We start from the raw sequence: 13,404 nt of genomic DNA, 5'->3' as shown, positions 1-13,404 counted from the left end.
GAATCAACTTCAGCAATGGATACGATGAAATGTCGCAAGAAATCAACCATCGCCGCCGAGGGCTTCTCGGCATAGCGGCCGCGACTTTTGCTGCCGCAACACTCCTCCAGTCCGTCAGGGCGAACGCCCAGACCGGCACGAAATCGGCGGCGCTGCCCACCATCAAGCCGGGGACGAATACCTCCCTGGGTCCAATCAAACAGATCGACGCCGGCGTCCTCAACGTCGGATATGCCGAAGCTGGTCCAGCCGATGGCTACCCGGTTATTCTTCTGCATGGATGGCCATATGATATCTATAGTTTCGCCGACGTCGCTCCTTTGCTTGCCGGCGCAGGCTACCGCGTGATCATGCCGTATCTGCGCGGCTACGGCACCACGCAGTTCCTTTCGGGCGATACGGTCCGGAATGGCCAGCAGGCCGTTGTTGCTGTCGACATCATCGCGTTGATGGATGCACTGAAGATACAAAAGGCAATCATTGCCGGCTTTGACTGGGGTGCGCGCACGGCCAACGTTATTGCGGCCCTATGGCCAGAGCGCTGCAAAGCTCTGGTCTCGGTAAGCGGCTATCTGATCGGCAGCCAGGAGGCGAACAAGAAACCGTTGCCACCGAAGGCCGAGCTCGCCTGGTGGTATCAGTACTACTTTGCAACCGAACGCGGACGCCAGGGCTACGATAGCAACCGGCACGATTTCTCCAAGCTCATCTGGCAACTCGCATCGCCGAAATGGAACTTCGACGACGCAACGTTCGACCGGTCGGCCGAAGCGTTCAACAACCCGGATCATGTCGCAATCGTCATTCATAACTATCGCTGGCGCTTGAGCCTCGTCGAAGGTGAGCCGCAATATGACGATCTGGAAAAACGGCTGGCAACATTTCCGGTGATTGCAGTCCCCACGATAACACTTGAAGGTGACGCCAACGGCGCGCCGCACCCGGATCCAGCGGCGTACCGCAACAAGTTCTCAGGGAAATACGAGCACCGGACCAGTAGCGGCGGTATTGGCCACAATCTGCCACAGGAAGCACCGCACGACTTCGCTCAAGCCGTCCTCGACGTCGATACCTTTTAGGAGCTACTGCGGGTCCGCAGAGACGCGGGTCCGCAGTACTTTCATTGTGATATCAAGTCACTCGGGGCCAGAACGGACTGCTAATCCCCGGGAAATGCTGACTGTTCGCATGACACAGGTCACAAGACTGCCGATCGTTATAATGGCCAATGCCACAAGAAGTGACCAGTGGCTCCCGAAGAGCCACGTTTCCACGCACTGGACAACGAGACCCGCCGTGAGAACTGCCATGCGGCGCTGTTTCGCCATGATGCCGCTGAAATCCTGAGCCAATCCCAACGATCCACCGAAAACCCTGATGTAGGCGGTCAGGGCAGCGAGCAGCGCGCATAGCCAGCCAAGCCAAGGGTAGCCCACAGCATATCCAACCGGAACAAGAAACAGCGTATCGCAGATCCGGTCGGGAAATTCGTTGTAGAGAGGCCCGCTCGGTGTTTTCTTGCCGCCTTCGATCGCGACCATTCCGTCGAGAAGGTTGCAGATCAGTCTCAACTGCACGCACGCAGCCGCGCAAAGCCACGCAATTGGATGGACCACAAACGCGATAAGCGCGCCCCCGACGACCGCAAACACAATCGACAGCAGTGAAATGCTGTTGGCAGTGATGCCGGCTTGCGCCATGTATTTGCTGAGCCTGATGGCCCAGGGAGACGACCGGCTGGAAATAGGGCGGCGCGCGACTTCCTCTTGCAGTTTACTCATTCACTTCCCCCACCTGGCGACCACCCTCGCCGAGATTGCCCTTCCGCAATCGAAATTGAAAGTGGATGCCGGTATTTTTACTGCGCCAATGCGTTGCCAGTTGTACAGTATCCGGCGGCGGGCCGTTTTCCTAAGCGGAACCCACCCTTGAGATGGCGCGTTGGAACATCAGCTTTGCTCAAGCTTTGAAGGATGCCGCTATGATACAGATTCTTGCGGGACTGATTTTGGTTTTGACGATGGCGGAAGCTGCACGTGCCGACGAAGCGGCGTTTCTCCAATCTCTCGAAGGCAAATGGGCGGGTAACGGCGCGGTGCGCATACGCACGAACGTACCGTCGATGACGGTTTCTTGTACCTTCGACTCGTCAACCACACCTTCATCGCTGGCGCTGGAGGGCAATTGCACCGGCTTGATGGTCATGTCCCGCGCTGTTGCGGTCAACTTGACATCGAGTGGCGGCAGATACACCGGCTCCTACACTGGATCAGCCACCGGCGTAGCTCGCCTTTCTGGAACGCGGCGCGGAAACGCCATTAACCTCGGCATTCTCTGGGCCAAAAATGTCAATGGCGACCGCAAAGCACAGATAACCATGCGGAAAGTCGGCAATAACGGCATGGTGCTGACAACAACCGACATGGATCCTCGATCACGTACGTCCGTTGTCACCAGTGAAATAAATCTCGTGCGCAATTAGCCTGGAGAAATATTCCTCATTCCACGACTGCAGCATACCGTGTCACAATAATCGCGGGTCAAAAACGACAGGTTGTAATGCACGATAAGTTTCTGTTCGACGGACCGGACGATGCGCCGGTCACCATCCTTCTTGCGCACGGTGCAGGAGCACCGATGGATTCAGCGTCGATGGAAGCCACGGCCAAGGCTCTTGCCGCGGCGGGCTTTCGCGTTGCGCGTTTCGAGTTCGGCTATATGGCGTCTCGTCGTACGTCAGGCGTGCGAAAGCCTCCGCCTCGCGCTGAAAAACTCAACCCGGAGTACATGGTGGCGATAACCGAACTCGGCGCAACCGGTCCGCTGATCATTGGTGGCAAGTCGATGGGTGGACGGGTCGCCAGCATGATCGCTGACGATCTCCATTCTGCCGGAAAAGTTGCCGGTCTCCTTTGCCTTGGCTATCCGTTTCATCCACCGGGCAAGCCGGACCAACTTCGTACGAAGCATCTCGCCGGGTTGATGACGCCTGCATTGATTTGTCAGGGCACACGCGACGAGTTCGGCACGCGAGACGAGGTTCAGGATTATTCTCTCTCACACAAGATCGACCTTCTCTGGCTGGAGGACGGCGACCACGATCTCAAGCCTCGCAAGAGCGTATCCGGCTTCACGGCCGCCGATCATTTGAAGACTCTGGCCACGGCGGTCACGGAGTGGACGGGTCGCCTGGCGCTATGATCGCGCTTGTCATACGGGGCGCTCCAGATTCACCCTTGATCATTAGTCACGAAACTTGCTTTGTCCCTATTCCTGTCCAATTTCTGCTGTAACAACTGCCACAAACTATAGCCATCCGCGCAAAGAGCGCATCGATTTTCCACCACAATGTAACACGGAGCCACGATTTGTTCGGTACTCAGAAAGCTATTCTCTCTCTCGTTTTGGCAGGCAGCATGACAACTGCCGTAATGGCGCAGGAACCAAAGATTGTTGGAACCTATGTCAACGAGTCTGGCGGCACGAAAGTCAAACTGAGCGAATGTGACGCCGGCGTTTGCGGGACGATCGTATGGATGAAGAATCCGGTCAACGACGTCAACAATCCCGATGCTTCCAAACACGACCGTCCGGTGGTGGGTCTTCAGGCAGTCACCCTGAAGTCAAACGGTTCTGGATCGTATACGGGCTCTCTTTACGATACCGAGAGCGGCAAGACCTATGCGGGCAAGGCAAAATTTTCCGAAGCGAGTGTTCAACTCTCCGGTTGCGTCCTAGGCGGCCTTCTATGCAAAACCCAGACCTGGCAGCGCGAATAGGTGACAGGGCGGCAAAGATCAGTGATCTTTGCCGCCCTTTGCGTCCTTTAGGCAGCGACCGAGATGTCGCTTTCGAGAGGAACGGATGCGATGGTCTTGAGAATTTGGGACGCTATCTGATAGGGGTCGCCCTGTGAGTTCGGGCGGCGGTCCTCGAGATATCCACGGTAACCATTGTTTACAAAGCTATGCGGTACCCGGATGGATGCGCCGCGATCAGCCACGCCGTAGCTGAACGTATGAATGGACTGCGTTTCGTGCTTGCCAGTCAGGCGCAGATGATTGTCGGGGCCATAGACGGCGATATGATCGGCCGTCGCACTCTGGAAGGCACTCATCAACTGCTCGAAATACTCTTTGCCGCCGATTTCCCGCATGTACTGTGTGGAGAAATTGGCGTGCATGCCCGAACCATTCCAATCGGTATCGCCGAGCGGCTTGCAATGATATTCAACGTCGATGCCATACTTTTCGGTCAAACGCTGCAATAGATAGCGCGCCAGCCAGATCTCGTCGGCGGCCTTTCTGGAACCCTTTCCGAATATCTGGAACTCCCACTGGCCTTTGGCCACTTCGGCGTTGATGCCTTCGTGGTTGAGGCCCGCTGCCAGGCAAACATCGAGATGTTCTTCGACGATCTTGCGGGCAATATCGCCGACGCTGCTATAGCCAACGCCCGTGTAATACGGGCCCTGCGGAGCAGGATATCCGGCTTCCGGGAAGCCGAGTGGACGGCCATTTTTATAGAAGAAATATTCCTGTTCAAATCCGAACCAAGCATTCTCGTCATCGAGGATCGATGCGCGCTTGTTCGAAGGGTGCGGCGTAACGCCATCCGGCATCATGACTTCGCACATGACAAGAGCACCGTTCTTGCGCTCGCTATCAGGATAGATGGCCACTGGCTTCAACACGCAATCCGAACTTCTGCCTTCCGCTTGCATCGTGGAGCTGCCGTCGAAACCCCACATCGGCAAATCCTCAAGTGCAGGAAAACTATCGAACTCCTTGACCTGCGTCTTGCCGCGAAGATTCGGCACCGGGGTGTATCCATCCAGCCAAATATACTCGAGCTTGTATTTTGTCATTTTTTTACCTTCCTTGTCTGAAGGCGTAGCGATCCAGGATATTCCGATGATCGAGTAACGCCAGCTTGCACCATGAGAAGACAAAGCATGTTCCATGCCAATTCATCTGGCCGTCTCGAATTTCTTCAAAAATTGCAGCGTCCAGAGGGCCGACCGTCGAAATAAGAACGATTCATGACAGGCGGGGCAGACGCAGATATCCCCCCTTCTTGCGAGTGATCGCGACGTTAGCCAGTGAACCAACAATATGCTCGGAAAAATCGCCTCAGATTTCGGCGCTGGGTGAAACGAACCGCATTAAAAAGCATCAGAGTGATTTTAATTTGAGCATCGCAAAATCGAATTTGCCCTCAGCGAGAGCACGCGGAAGCCGAATTGGAACATCTAACAATATGATACGTTGATATCAACGTTATAATGCCATAGACTTCGCTATGGCAGGCTCATCCCTGCGACTGGGCCGCCGGATCGAATACACAACCACCCAAAGGATCGATCATGAACACTACCCATCCACTGACACCCGCAGCGGAGCTCGTGAAACAGAGCGAAGTGCACTTTCCGAATGAGAGCAACGAATACCGACAGGCGCGTAGTGCGCTGTTGGCGGAAGAGATCGAATTGAGGCGCCACATCGAGCGCGTTGCCGAGCAACGCCGGGCATTGCCACCCGGCGGCGAAGTCGACAGGAACTATCGATTTGAAAGCGAGCACGGACCTGTGAGTTTCGCCGATCTGTTCAATGGCAAACAGACACTCGTGGCTTACAGTTACATGTTCGGACCACAGCGCAACCGGCCGTGTCCGATGTGCACCTCGCAGCTCAGCGCCTGGGATGGCGAGGCTCAAGATGTCGAACAGCGCGTAGCCCTGGCGGTGATCGCGCGCTCGCCGATCGAGCGGCTTGTCGCTTTCAAAAAGGAACGTGGCTGGCACGGCCTCAAGCTCTATTCCGACATGAGCGGCGATTATACTCGCGACTATGTAAGTTCCGAGGACGAAGATAGAGCCGCATTCAACGTCTTCACCCGTCGCGATGGCACAATCCGCCACTTCTGGAGCGAGGAAATGGGCGTAGCGACCGCCGATCCCGGGCAGGACCCGCGCGGCGCACCGGACCCCATGCCACTGTGGACCATTTTCGATGCAACGCCCGAAGGTCGCGGCAAGGATTGGTATCCGAAGCTTGAGTATTAAACAGAACCAGCTCTGAGTAGACAAAACTCGCTCTAGGGGCCGTTGAGATTCACGCTATGACGGCCTCAAGCAATCAGGACAATACCCGTGATCGCAAGCGCCGCGATCCAGATGGCATCAAAGTTGATCCATCCGCGGCGCAAGAATGCGAGGCCAAACCAATCGTAAACCGCGATTGCTACCAGCAGGATCACCGCGAGCATCGCTGCCATGTGCGTGCCGATAGCTGCCAGGGCTATCGGCAATGAACCCGCCGCTGTCAGCTCTTTGGCGGGGCTGGCCGAGAGGCAAAGCGGGATGACAACCGGCACCAGCATGAGGCCTGCCCCATGGGCGGTCGCCATCAGGAATGACCACAACCCAAGCCCTGTCATTCCGGTGGTCATGCCGACCCTGACACGGTGGCGATGGCCATATGTGGCGTAGTAGACAGCCCATGCGAGCAACACCGCGCCCGCGATAATTTCGAGAACGCGCTGATCGATGATGAGGCCGAGCAATACGGCCAAAAATGCAACGACAGCGATCGAAATCGCGTGTCCTATGGCGATGGGAATTACCGACAGGAAAACTGTTTTGCGGCTCCTTCTGTGCAGACCGAGCGCCACGGCAAAAAGCCAGCCCGTTGCGGGATTGAGACCGTGAAAAACGCCAAGGCCAGCAAGCACCAGCCACGGTGACATGGCTACCATTTACGCTGCCATTCGTTTCGCGGCTGCCGGCCTCATCAAGGGTAGCAATACGAGTCCGATGAGCAGTCGCCCCCTTCCAGCCGCACCTGATGCGGACGATGACCTTTCGGCCAGTCAACGAAGAAATTCTCGTCGAATGTGATCCCGCCGTTCTCCCCGACGTCAAGCTTCACCATCCAGCCGTCGATGCCGTCCGGATAGAACTGCGGATCAATGGCGCCATAGAGCGAGTTGGTGAAATAGACACGCTTTCCATCCCGACTGATTTCCACCATTTGCGGCCCGCCATTGAGCGCACGATTGTTGGCCTTTGGATGGGTAGCCCGGGAAACAATGCCGCCAATCCTGACCCGGCCGGTTTCTTTCGGGTGGAAAGGATCCGATACGTCATACTGGATCATATCGCCCGTGCCCCAGCATGAAACATAGAGGAACCGATCATCCATCGACAGATCGATATCGGTGACGAGCGGGGCAACCGCCTGGAAGCCCTGCAGCACAGGCGGTAGCAATGAAGCATCGGCAGGCTCGGCGGGAATTTCGATGATCTTTTTGACAGCCCATTTGTTACCGTCGCGATACCACGTCCAGATCGATGCGGAGAGGTCCTTCAGGCTGATGACGCAGCCAACGAAACCATAGGCCTTGGTCGGATCATGCGCAGGGCGTAACTCGAACACGAGCTGGTGCTCTTCACCGAAATCGATCTCCTGCAGATGCTTGCGCTTGTGGAGGTCCCAGAAATGCAGTCTGCGTCCATATTTGCTGCCGAGCAGAATCTCCGGGACAAGCCCATCCTCGAATGTATCGGGCGTACCCCATTCGCTTGTGATCATCGTGTCATGGCCGAGGTGCCACCAGAAATCATAGGCGAGCTTTTGCGGCCCGCGATCCATCTCCCATTGGCCAAGCACATTGAAACTTTCAGGATCGAGCAGGAATATGCCACCTGGCGCCTTGCCCTCGGCGTTTCCAAGCGCATTGACATAAATCCCCTCGGGTCCGCAGTGAATGGTATGCAACCGCGAGTACCCTGCCTTTTCCGCAATTTCTTCGGGCTCGATAACCTTGATGATCATCGGATTTCGAGGATCGGGCTTGGTGTCTATGATGTGCAGCCTCGACGACCGCAGGCCCGGCACGACGAGATAACGCCTTTCCATATGAGGATGCGGCGCATTGGGGCAAAGGCAGGACGAGCACGCATTCCAGCCAAAATGATGCAGTTCGTCTCCCGCATTCGGCATGTCGACCTGGCCGACGATACGGGAATAGGAAGGCGATGTCGGATCAACATCGACGACGGCGATTGCATCGGGTTTCTTGCGATCCGGATCGAAGGCGGCCACATAGGCCAGCTTTTCTGCCGGCGCTTTGGCGGCCATTCTCGGCGAGGGATAGAATGAGGGATCGGGTTGCCAGGTTGCCATGATGGAACTTCCTCTTGATCAAAACGAAGTCTTGCGCAGCGGTTCCTAAAATGAATGTGACGGGTGATCTTCGCACTTGGAAGAAGCGGTGTCCAATCAGATCATTTGATAACGGATGCGGGACCCGTCTGTTGAAAGTCGCTGAGGCGAGACATATGGCGTGGTTTTCGAGAACCGGCGCGGAGCGTACTTAAGGTACGTGAGCACCGGAAGCGCAGAAAACAGCGTCAGATGACCGCCGCAGTGACTTTCAAGGCGGGGTCTCAGAAGTCGACACGCGGCGTATCTTGCATCGGATTTTCAAAAAGCATCCAGAACGAAACGCCGTGAGCCTTCTCATACCAGGCCTCGAAGTGCCCAAGCGCATCATCGATACCTGACGTCTCATCAGGCATCTCCGCGCCGCCTGAAGCAAGGTGAAGTGCAATGACTACAGGTGCGAAATGCGCGAGCGTTGCATCCCGCGTTTCACTATCTGACGACCAGCCCAGCCTCACCCGCAACAGCGCAAGGGCGCGCGCGACGGCGATTTCCTCACCGCTCCGCTCGGCCGGATCGCTATCGTCCGCCATTTGCGGCTTTGCCGCCTCCGCGACCGACCGCATCAGATTCATTCGGCGAAAGGCGAAAGCACGTTCGCGTTCGAGTGCCGCTATGCGGGTTGCCGCCTCCCGCCGATAGGCGGTCTCGGCCGATTGCGCCTTGTCGGCTGCTTGCTGCAGGCGCTCGATATAAGTGGTTACGGTCGTCATCGGGAGCTTCCGGAGTGACCGGGCGATGGCGGAAGAGAGTGGGAGTCGAACCCACCAAAGACCGTCTCTCGGCCCCTCCCGGATTTGAAGTCCGGACGCCCCACCGGGGACGATTCTCCTCCAGAAACAGTATCTTCGCCCGTCGCACCATCTGTCGGACCCGCAAAGAGATCCAGACGGTTCCGGTTAACGCGGCGAAGGTCGCCACAGCGCAATGTGATGCTATGATGATCGAAGAAATCAAGGATCTGGATTGCAACCTTGCGACCATTTTCGACCCGGTCGCGAAATTGCGCGGCGGTAAACCAGCCCTCTTCGGAGGCTGTGCTGATCTCGACGATGATAGCAACCATTTCTGCAACCGTGCCTCGCAGGAAGAAATGGTCGTGTGCCACCTCATGTACCTTACCAATGCGGCTGCCCAGCTTCAGTAGCCGGCGCACCTGCGGCTCCGGCACAGCAAACAATGCGGCAATATCGCGGACGCGCGGCGGGCGGAAACGTTCGGCTCCGCCGAGTAGCGGCTCAATCGCATTCCATAGTCGCTCGTCAGCCGGAGCCATCGTCACTTCGTGCCCGGAAAGCCGCACCCAGGCTCCATCAAGCGCGATTTCCCCGCCGCGGGCAAGACTTTGCAAGGCTGCACGGAACGCAGGTACAGGCATGCGTAATTCAAGCTGCGTCCGTAGCCGTTCAATGCCGATCCCCAACAAATCCGGATTGTCAGCATGGAAAGTTTCGAGCCGATCCAGAAGATCTCGCTGGAATTTCTTCCACTGCCCAAACGATATGGCGACAACCGAAGCATCAACAGGCAACTGCACCGCATCTACCAGTTCTGCCAACGCACTGACATCTGCCGTCGCCAAGGCCCAGTCACGGGCAAAGGTCGTGACGTCCAGATAAAATGGCGGCACTGCAAGCAATGCTTCCAACGCCCCGTCCGGCTCGATCAATTCGTGTGCATCGAGCTGTGCCCTTCGCTCTGGAGTCCGGCGTTTGCGGGCCGGACCACGCAAATCCAGGAAGCGGCCGCCACCAAGCGTGCGCCGCGCAGACGTGTCGCGGATGACGTAACGATCACCAACCGCTGCAGCGATCGGCCGGTCGAGCACAAGTTGTACACGGGTGCGTGCCCCGGGGGCTACTGGCTCATCAGCCAGCAAAGCGATGCGAGCGCCGACCTCGGTCGAAGCATGATGCAGCCGTACCGGGAACCAGTGACCGATCGGCTTGCGTTCGGAGCCAAGCACACGCAATGTCGCGTCAATCCGGCTCGTCGGCGCATGCAGACTGGCGTCAAGCACCACGTCGCCGCGATTGATCGCCGCCTTCGTGATGTCTGGGCCGACGAGATTGAGAGCACAGCGATCACCGGCTCTGCCAACCTTGCTCGGCCGGTTCTGCGCATGGATGGAACGGATGCGGGCGGAAAGGCCAGAAGGGCTCACCGTCACATGATCATCGACGGAAGTCATTCCCGAAAGGATAGTTCCGGTTACAACGGTACCCGCCCCCTGTATTGTGAATGACCGGTCGACCGCCAGCCGGAAGCGGCCAGTTGCCCGGCGGCGGGCGAATGTCCGGGCGGCATCAACGATTTCATCGCGCAAAGCCGCGATGCCGCGACCCGAAACCGTTGAAACGGCAATGATCGGGGCATCGCAAAGCGCCGTACCGGCAAGTTCGTTTCGTGTCGCGGTTTCTACCTCGATGAGCCGTTCTTCCTGCACCAGATCAGCCTTGGTGAGAGCCACGACACCGCGTTCGATACCGAGGAGGTCGATGATGGCGAGGTGTTCGTGTGTTTGCGGCATGACTCCGTCATCGGCGGCAACGACCAGCAGGGCAAAATCGATGCCGCTGGCCCCGGCAAGCATGGTGTGGATGAACTTCTCGTGCCCCGGCACATCGACAAAGCCAAGTATCTCTGTGCCTTCTACAGGCATATATGCAAAGCCGAGATCGATCGAAATACCGCGTGCCTTTTCCTCTTTCAGCCGATCGGTGTCGACATTGGTCAGCGCTTTGACCAGTGATGTCTTGCCGTGATCGATATGCCCTGCGGTACCGACGATCATGGCTTGCCCACCTCGTCGATTTCCGCCCCCGTCGCGACACTCTTCTTGCCCATATCCAAATTTGCGATGGCGGCAAAATTGGCCGCAAAACCGGCCTCGTCCTCAAGGCAGCGTAAATCCAGCACCAGCGCTCCGCGCTCGATACGGCCGATGACCGGCAGCGGAAGTCGCCTGAACGCAGCTGCCAGTTCAGCGAGCATGCTTCCACTGCCCTCGATCGGCGTCAGTGCCAAGCCGGCGCTCGGCACGGTGGACAGCGGCAAAGCTCCGGAGCCGATCTGGCTTTCGCACGCAATAACGGCAACGGCGAAAGCGCCCTTCAGCGCACGCTCCACGATCGGCGCCAATCGTTGCGCCTGTGCGTCGATGGCGTCCTGCGAACGGGTAAGCAGCCGCATGGTTGGCAGCCGCTCACTCAGGCGGTCCGGATCGCGATAGAGCTGCAATGTGGCAATGAGCGCCGCAAGGCGGATTTTGTCGACGCGCAGCGCCCGTTTCATCGGGTTCTTGTTGATCGTCTCGATGAGTGACTTTCGACCGACGATGAACCCGGCTTGCGGGCCGCCCAGGAGCTTGTCACCGGAAAAGGTCACGATGTCGGCACCCTCATCGATCGCTTCGCGCACGGTCGGCTCGTGCGCAAGCCCGAAACGGGTGAGATCCGTCAGGGTACCGGAACCGAGATCATTGACCAGCGGAACGTCCTTGCTGCGGGCGATGCCAGCCAGTTCGCGCGCGCCCACCTCCTTGGTGAAGCCTTCGACGCGATAGTTGGAGGTATGAACTTTCAGTATCAGACCCGTATCGGGACCGATGGCATCGCGATAATCCCGGGCATGGGTGCGGTTCGTGGTACCGACCTCGACTAGACGCGTACCGGCGCGCGCCATAATATCCGGCATGCGGAAAGCCCCGCCGATTTCAATCAGCTCACCGCGCGAGACGATGGCTTCCCTGCCCGCCGCCAGACTGTTGAGGACCAGAAGGACAGCCGCGGCATTGTTGTTGACAATGGTCGCCTCTTCCGCCCCGGTGAGTTCGCAGATCAGGGAACGCAGATGATCATCGCGTTCACCGCGCTTGCCGCTCTCAAGATCGAATTCAAGTGCAACGGCCTCGCGCATGGCCGCCGTTGCAGCCTCGATCGCCGCTTGCGCAAGCAATGCACGACCGAGATTCGTGTGCAGTACCGTACCCGTCAGATTGAACAGTGGCCGGAGCGATGACTGGTCAGCCGCCTCGAGGCTAACTAGCGCGGCAGCCATGATGGTTTCCCCGGAGGGCGCGTTAAGTCCATTACGTACGTCAGCACGTGTCTGCGCCAATGCACTTCGCAAGGCTTCAGTGAGGGCCGGACGACCAAAACGCTCGATGATGCCCGCTGCCGACGCCGACTTCAGAAGCTGATCGACTGAAGGAATACGGCGCAAGCTGGTATTGCTGTCCATTTCACCTCCTAAAAGCCGGCTAACAGCGGAGAAAACCCGCCGCGGTGATAAGGCCCATCCCGCATCAGGAGATCGAGGTCGAGGCTCGCCACATCATCGGCAGCGGGATCGGCCGCGGGCTCCTTGTCCTGATGCAGTATCTTCGACCAGCCATGGCATTCATCGCAGGTCTCCGCCTTCACGATCCCGCCTCGTCCATCGATCTCCTGATAGCCGATCCCCTTGGTGGAACCGCAGAGCACGCATTTGACCCGGACATAGTGCCAGAGCGTGCCGCACAGGGAACATGAGCAAAACCGCGCGCCGTGCGAACCGGGCCAGCCGACCACCATCGATGACATCGGCGCGCCGCCACAAACGGGACAAACGCCATCGGCGACCGGCGCCAGCGCGGCCACATCAAGAACGGATGCAAGACGGGCGAAATATACCTGTAGCCCCGCCCATACAAAAACATGCTCGGCAATCGCATCGCCGGGCAATGTGTTGGAGAATACGGTCTGTGCCATGGCAAGACGTTCGGCAGGATCGGCTGCTGTCACGCGAGCCAGCGCCTTGGCCGCGGCAACCGGCTTCTCGATAGTGGCAACCGCGGCGAACAGGCGATCAAATATCGTGCCAATCGCCGGATCGCCCTCGATCAGGCTTCGGTCGAGCGGCGGCATTTCAAACTCGCGTGCACGCGCAATCGTTGCCGCGCCGGGGCTGTGCGGCAGGGGGAGATCCGGCTGGATATCGTTTTGGGCCTGGGCAAGTTCGGCAAGGAAATTCAGATAGGGTGCGAGATCGCTTGTTTCAGCCAACTGGCGCAGACGCCTCGATCTGGCAGGAAAAAGCGAAGCGGGATCGGGCAGACGCGCAAAGGGCGGTGACGCAATATTCCCAATCGCTGTTGGATCCGGTACGACCGCGCTTTTGCGACTCATAAAACTCCCTC

The 13,404-nt window shown here is 57.9% G+C and carries 12 protein-coding genes, 1 tRNA gene and 1 pseudogene; 5 read left to right on the top strand and 9 right to left on the bottom strand.

Annotated elements, in window-relative coordinates:
• Positions 1–29: 29 nt before the first annotated feature.
• Entirely contained in the window at positions 30–1,079 is a 1,050-nt protein-coding gene (locus tag FHS21_RS10940; protein ID WP_112531143.1) for an alpha/beta fold hydrolase, read from the top strand.
• A 57-nt stretch (positions 1,080–1,136) separates the two neighbouring features.
• Here FHS21_RS10940 and FHS21_RS10935 read toward each other — a convergent pair whose 3' ends face one another.
• Entirely contained in the window at positions 1,137–1,781 is a 645-nt protein-coding gene (locus tag FHS21_RS10935; protein WP_112531144.1) for a CDP-alcohol phosphatidyltransferase family protein, read from the bottom strand.
• Positions 1,782–1,981: 200 nt separating this feature from the next.
• Here FHS21_RS10935 and FHS21_RS10930 point away from each other — a divergent pair, with 200 nt between their 5' ends.
• The 3 genes from FHS21_RS10930 to FHS21_RS10920 all read left to right on the top strand — a co-directional run bounded on the left by FHS21_RS10930 (position 1,982) and on the right by FHS21_RS10920 (position 3,779).
• The gene (locus FHS21_RS10930) at positions 1,982–2,482 is read left to right on the top strand and encodes a hypothetical protein (RefSeq protein WP_112531206.1); all 501 of its coding nucleotides are present in this window, start codon (positions 1,982–1,984) and stop codon (positions 2,480–2,482) included.
• A gap of 77 nt (positions 2,483–2,559) precedes the next feature.
• Positions 2,560–3,201 (top strand): alpha/beta hydrolase family protein, encoded by a 642-nt coding sequence (locus tag FHS21_RS10925; protein ID WP_183661905.1) that lies wholly within the window; start codon positions 2,560–2,562, stop codon positions 3,199–3,201.
• Between the two features lie 215 nt (positions 3,202–3,416).
• On the top strand, positions 3,417–3,779 hold the full coding sequence (locus tag FHS21_RS10920; RefSeq protein ID WP_112531207.1) for a DUF2147 domain-containing protein: 363 nt from the start codon (positions 3,417–3,419) through the stop codon (positions 3,777–3,779).
• Positions 3,780–3,826: 47 nt separating this feature from the next.
• Here FHS21_RS10920 and FHS21_RS10915 read toward each other — a convergent pair whose 3' ends face one another.
• The gene (locus tag FHS21_RS10915; protein WP_112531208.1) at positions 3,827–4,867 is read right to left on the bottom strand and encodes a glutamine synthetase beta-grasp domain-containing protein; all 1,041 of its coding nucleotides are present in this window, start codon (positions 4,865–4,867) and stop codon (positions 3,827–3,829) included.
• A gap of 498 nt (positions 4,868–5,365) precedes the next feature.
• Between FHS21_RS10915 and FHS21_RS10910 the strand changes: the two genes are divergently transcribed.
• Entirely contained in the window at positions 5,366–6,064 is a 699-nt protein-coding gene (locus FHS21_RS10910) for a DUF899 family protein (RefSeq protein ID WP_112531146.1), read from the top strand.
• A 65-nt stretch (positions 6,065–6,129) separates the two neighbouring features.
• Here FHS21_RS10910 and FHS21_RS10905 read toward each other — a convergent pair whose 3' ends face one another.
• From FHS21_RS10905 to fdhE, 7 genes and pseudogenes are all read right to left on the bottom strand, one after another.
• The gene (locus FHS21_RS10905) at positions 6,130–6,756 is read right to left on the bottom strand and encodes a hypothetical protein (protein ID WP_112551808.1); all 627 of its coding nucleotides are present in this window, start codon (positions 6,754–6,756) and stop codon (positions 6,130–6,132) included.
• A gap of 35 nt (positions 6,757–6,791) precedes the next feature.
• Positions 6,792–8,186: a selenium-binding family protein gene (locus tag FHS21_RS10900; RefSeq protein WP_183661903.1), complete on the bottom strand. Its 1,395-nt coding sequence runs from the start codon at positions 8,184–8,186 to the stop codon at positions 6,792–6,794.
• Positions 8,187–8,449: 263 nt separating this feature from the next.
• Positions 8,450–8,938, bottom strand: a complete 489-nt coding sequence (locus tag FHS21_RS10895) for a hypothetical protein (protein WP_112531148.1) — start codon at positions 8,936–8,938, stop codon at positions 8,450–8,452.
• A gap of 26 nt (positions 8,939–8,964) precedes the next feature.
• Positions 8,965–9,060: transfer RNA gene (locus FHS21_RS10890), tRNA-Sec, on the bottom strand.
• A 129-nt stretch (positions 9,061–9,189) separates the two neighbouring features.
• Positions 9,190–11,019: pseudogene (gene selB / locus FHS21_RS10885) on the bottom strand (selenocysteine-specific translation elongation factor); the annotation flags it as partial.
• Positions 11,016–12,467: an L-seryl-tRNA(Sec) selenium transferase gene (selA, locus tag FHS21_RS10880; protein WP_112531150.1), complete on the bottom strand. Its 1,452-nt coding sequence runs from the start codon at positions 12,465–12,467 to the stop codon at positions 11,016–11,018. The gene selA and the pseudogene selB, both read right to left, overlap by 4 nt.
• Positions 12,468–12,475: 8 nt before the next feature.
• Positions 12,476–13,393 (bottom strand): formate dehydrogenase accessory protein FdhE, encoded by a 918-nt coding sequence (gene fdhE, locus FHS21_RS10875; protein WP_112531151.1) that lies wholly within the window; start codon positions 13,391–13,393, stop codon positions 12,476–12,478.
• Positions 13,394–13,404 lie beyond the last annotated feature (11 nt).

It is taken from the genome of Phyllobacterium trifolii (assembly GCF_014192095.1).
GTDB classification, from domain to species: Bacteria; Pseudomonadota; Alphaproteobacteria; order Rhizobiales; family Rhizobiaceae; genus Phyllobacterium; species Phyllobacterium trifolii.
Note: the sequence above shows the minus strand (reverse complement) of the source record. Positions and strands in the feature narration are given on the sequence as shown.

What these genes read in the sequence shown, in the direction of transcription:
- FHS21_RS10895 (WP_112531148.1), bottom strand. Translation starts at nt 8,938, where the DNA reads ATGACGACCGTAACCACTTATATCGAGCGCCTGCAGCAAGCAGCCGAC.
- FHS21_RS10920 (WP_112531207.1), top strand. Translation starts at nt 3,417, where the DNA reads ATGACAACTGCCGTAATGGCGCAGGAACCAAAGATTGTTGGAACCTAT.
- FHS21_RS10915 (WP_112531208.1), bottom strand. Translation starts at nt 4,867, where the DNA reads ATGACAAAATACAAGCTCGAGTATATTTGGCTGGATGGATACACCCCG.
- FHS21_RS10925 (WP_183661905.1), top strand. Translation starts at nt 2,560, where the DNA reads ATGCACGATAAGTTTCTGTTCGACGGACCGGACGATGCGCCGGTCACC.
- FHS21_RS10935 (WP_112531144.1), bottom strand. Translation starts at nt 1,781, where the DNA reads ATGAGTAAACTGCAAGAGGAAGTCGCGCGCCGCCCTATTTCCAGCCGG.
- FHS21_RS10900 (WP_183661903.1), bottom strand. Translation starts at nt 8,186, where the DNA reads ATGGCAACCTGGCAACCCGATCCCTCATTCTATCCCTCGCCGAGAATG.
- FHS21_RS10930 (WP_112531206.1), top strand. Translation starts at nt 1,982, where the DNA reads ATGATACAGATTCTTGCGGGACTGATTTTGGTTTTGACGATGGCGGAA.
- fdhE (WP_112531151.1), bottom strand. Translation starts at nt 13,393, where the DNA reads ATGAGTCGCAAAAGCGCGGTCGTACCGGATCCAACAGCGATTGGGAAT.
- FHS21_RS10910 (WP_112531146.1), top strand. Translation starts at nt 5,366, where the DNA reads ATGAACACTACCCATCCACTGACACCCGCAGCGGAGCTCGTGAAACAG.
- selA (WP_112531150.1), bottom strand. Translation starts at nt 12,467, where the DNA reads ATGGACAGCAATACCAGCTTGCGCCGTATTCCTTCAGTCGATCAGCTT.
- FHS21_RS10940 (WP_112531143.1), top strand. Translation starts at nt 30, where the DNA reads ATGTCGCAAGAAATCAACCATCGCCGCCGAGGGCTTCTCGGCATAGCG.
- FHS21_RS10905 (WP_112551808.1), bottom strand. Translation starts at nt 6,756, where the DNA reads ATGGTAGCCATGTCACCGTGGCTGGTGCTTGCTGGCCTTGGCGTTTTT.